Annotated in this window: 4 protein-coding genes and 1 pseudogene; all 5 read left to right on the plus strand. The window is 32.6% G+C overall.

Features of this window, described 5'->3' with window-relative positions:
• Nucleotides 1-185: 185 nt before the first annotated feature.
• Nucleotides 186-536: pseudogene (locus VIM70_RS10860) on the plus strand (hypothetical protein); the annotation flags it as partial.
• A gap of 83 nt (nt 537-619) precedes the next feature.
• Nucleotides 620-1,423 (plus strand): lipid II flippase Amj family protein, encoded by an 804-nt coding sequence (locus VIM70_RS10865; protein ID WP_331945782.1) that lies wholly within the window; start codon nt 620-622, stop codon nt 1,421-1,423.
• Between the two features lie 355 nt (nt 1,424-1,778).
• Nucleotides 1,779-2,090 carry a hypothetical protein gene (locus VIM70_RS10870; protein ID WP_331945783.1) on the plus strand — a complete coding sequence of 104 codons (312 nt, stop codon included), beginning with the start codon at nt 1,779-1,781 and terminating at the stop codon, nt 2,088-2,090.
• A 345-nt stretch (nt 2,091-2,435) separates the two neighbouring features.
• Entirely contained in the window at nt 2,436-2,645 is a 210-nt protein-coding gene (locus VIM70_RS10875; protein ID WP_331945784.1) for a hypothetical protein, read from the plus strand.
• Between the two features lie 240 nt (nt 2,646-2,885).
• Nucleotides 2,886-3,161, plus strand: a 276-nt coding sequence (locus tag VIM70_RS10880) for a hypothetical protein (RefSeq protein WP_331945785.1), incomplete at its 3' end; no start/stop codon positions are given.

The raw sequence follows: 3,161 nt of genomic DNA on the forward strand, positions 1-3,161 counted from the left end.
GGAGTATGGCATTACTCAGTATAAAGATGTGGATGCTAGTGAGAAGAATATTGCTTCAGTTGTATTGCTCCGTGATGGAAAAAGAATAGAAATTAAAGTCGAAGGAGTTACTCCTGTCGTTACTCATAAGTAAAGAGTTAAATAGCGCATTTCGGAGATTATGTTAGGAGTCGAGATGCGTATATGTAGGATGTAGCGTTGGAATTTCAGGAGGATTGTTTATGGAATGGGTACCATATTTATTAAAAAGTGCTTTTATTTTGTTAGGTATAATCACTATATTGGTTGGTAAATATTTATCTTTAAAAATTATTGTGCCTAAGAAAACAAAATATAAAATAATTGATGAAAAGAAATATGTTAAGGCTTGCAGAATGATATTTTATTGGATGGGATTATATTACATATTATATGGTATTGTATTGCTGCTTATGGATGGGTGGCCTGTTCTTGTTGGCATTTTCGGAACAATGATACCAGCTTTAATTGTAGTAGTTTCTTCACCGAACTGTCGAAAATATCGAACCAATAAATGAAATATAATAAGCGAGGATTTGAATAGATTTCAAGATGATTTAAGCTATAAGAGATACATTCTGTGATAGATGGGAGAGAGTAAATGTCTACACAAGTAATAATCGTTTTAATTCTTACAGTCATTATTTCTATAATTTCAACTCTAGCTTATTCTGTAAGAATTGTTGGTGTAAGAACAGGAAGAATAGCAGTGTCTTTTGCAGTATTCAATATTTTTGCGTTAATCTCGAGAACTGCAAACAGTATTCAAGCACCATTACTGGCTAAAACTATTGAAAGTACAATAAAAACAGGAAACCCTCAGAGTTTATTATACATATTCAGATGGATATTATTTTCAACAACAATAGCAACAATTATTGGCGCAGCATTAATGCCAACATTCATAAAAGTTTTTCGGAAGGCTGTAGAATCTTTTAGTATTAGTCGTTCTATACCTAGACTACTATTACATGGATTCTCAAAATCAGGAATAGAGCAGTTCAAAAGTAGCGTTACAAAACCGAAAAAAGAAAATTTGGCACAATTAAAAAATTTAAATATGATGCCTAAAAAAATCATTTTACTTAATTGCATAGCTTTTGCAATATTAACGGTTGGTGTTTTAGCATCATTGTATGCAGGATGTTTAAATCCAGATTATAGAACTACATGCAGTACTTTAGCAGCTGTGATAACGGGGCTGTCAACAATACTTATGGTTATATTCATAGACCCATTTATATCAATGCTGACAGATGATGTAATAAATGGGAAATGTACTGAATTGCAGTTTGATAGATGTATTATTTTTATTGTTGGAGGATTAATAGTAGGCACGATTTTGGCGCAGTTTTTATTAGTTCCAGCAGCTGAAGTGATATCTTTTATAGCTAAATCAATTTAAAGCATTATTTAATATTGCGGTAACCGTATAGATGCTAATGAGTAATTATCAGATAATTAGGAGGTCTTGTATGCAATATATGTGTAGCAAGTGCGGTGAAAATTTCAAGATAACATTTCTTCAGTATATCCTAGGATTAAGTATAATTGGAGGCTCCAAACTATTAAGGTGTCCACACTGTGGAAAATGGTCCTTTTGCCCAAAAAAAGAAAATTAATGCAAGAATTGAAGAATAAAGAACCAGAGAAACCTCATCTGTTTGCCTATTTGACAGCTTCGCATTACCCGTATGTTATGACGACGCATTCGTAGGATGTAGCGTAACAAATTTGTATTTAAGGGGGGTGTAATTATTATGAAATCTGAGTTGAAAAATATAAGTGAATTACCAAATGAAACAGACGATGAAATTAAACTTATTGGGGAGGTGAATAATAAGTATTTACCTATAGCATTTGCAATCATAGTCTCAATTACAGCAATCACACTCTCAATTACAGCAATACTGTTTGATACTGATAATTTACTAGCATCAATTTATCCATTTCCCCCTACATTTGAGGGTGCAATGATAGCAGTCGTATTTTTAGCTGCATGGGTATTATTTGGAATAGTTATAGGCTATATGAAGAAGAAGAACTTTATTAAATTCCTTTCGCTATACTGAGGAATTGGTGGTTTATTATATTTAATAGGGGCTCTAATTCTTCCGTTGCATATGCTTTATCTAACCCCTACTTATGGGCTGGGGTATTATTTCAGGTATATTCAGCCTAATATCTTTTCTCAGCAATACACTATAACAAGTATAATCTTATCTTGGTTAGCAGGCGCAATTGGGTACTTGCTTGGGTATCTGCTAAAGAAGTTAAGGGTTAGAGCATTATCTGATGAATAACTATGTCGCATCATTCTTATTAAGCGTCGTACTGGTAGATTATAGCGTTAGGAAATCTATTTATAGAACATTCAGGACACCATGCTAAATATGGATTTGAGTTGGAAGGAGTCTATGATATTGGATTGGTTTATGTTCAATATATGGCTTTTTATGTTTATTGCAGGAATAACTTTGTTAATTTTATCCGGCAACAAGAGATATATTCTTTGGGTAAAAGGAAGGACTGGTATTTCGGAAGAGAAAGTAAGGACTATGGAGAAAAGCGGAGCTATTTTCCTTATTGTTTATGCAATTATAAAATTATTTCAAATCTTTTTATAATCAAAACCATTACAGAGGGGGAAGGCTAATTGAACAAATTAACAAGAAATAGAATTTTGATTTTTTGTGCGATGTACTTTTTTGGCAAACATACAACCATAGAATAAGGGAATTTTTGGGTTCTAGTTATTAACAGTTGTTCATCAGGGGGCGTGTAGATTGGGTAGTTTAAGATCACCAGATTTATTGTATACTTTGATAACGTTGGTTGTGTGTTTTCAATTTACTAAGAAAAGTAGATTGAGAGTTCCAGTCATGATTTTAGTTTCTATAACAATAATTAGTCAAGTAATAGGAGCTGATCATGATCTAGTATTTATCTTAAGTTATATATGTATGGTCGTTGCAGTTTCTTCTCATGTAATCCGTAAAGATGATAGATTACGGCTTCCCATAATTATCTTCAGTCTAATATTTTTAATCACTCAAGCCATCGCATATGGATTCAATGTCATCTCATTGAAGGTCACCATGAGTACAAGTCATACTTCTATAAGTTTAGCTAGTATCGCTATT

Origin of the sequence: Clostridium sp. (assembly GCF_036569345.1) — a bacterium.
In the GTDB taxonomy this organism is placed as follows: Bacteria; Bacillota; Clostridia; order Clostridiales; family Clostridiaceae; genus Clostridium_AD.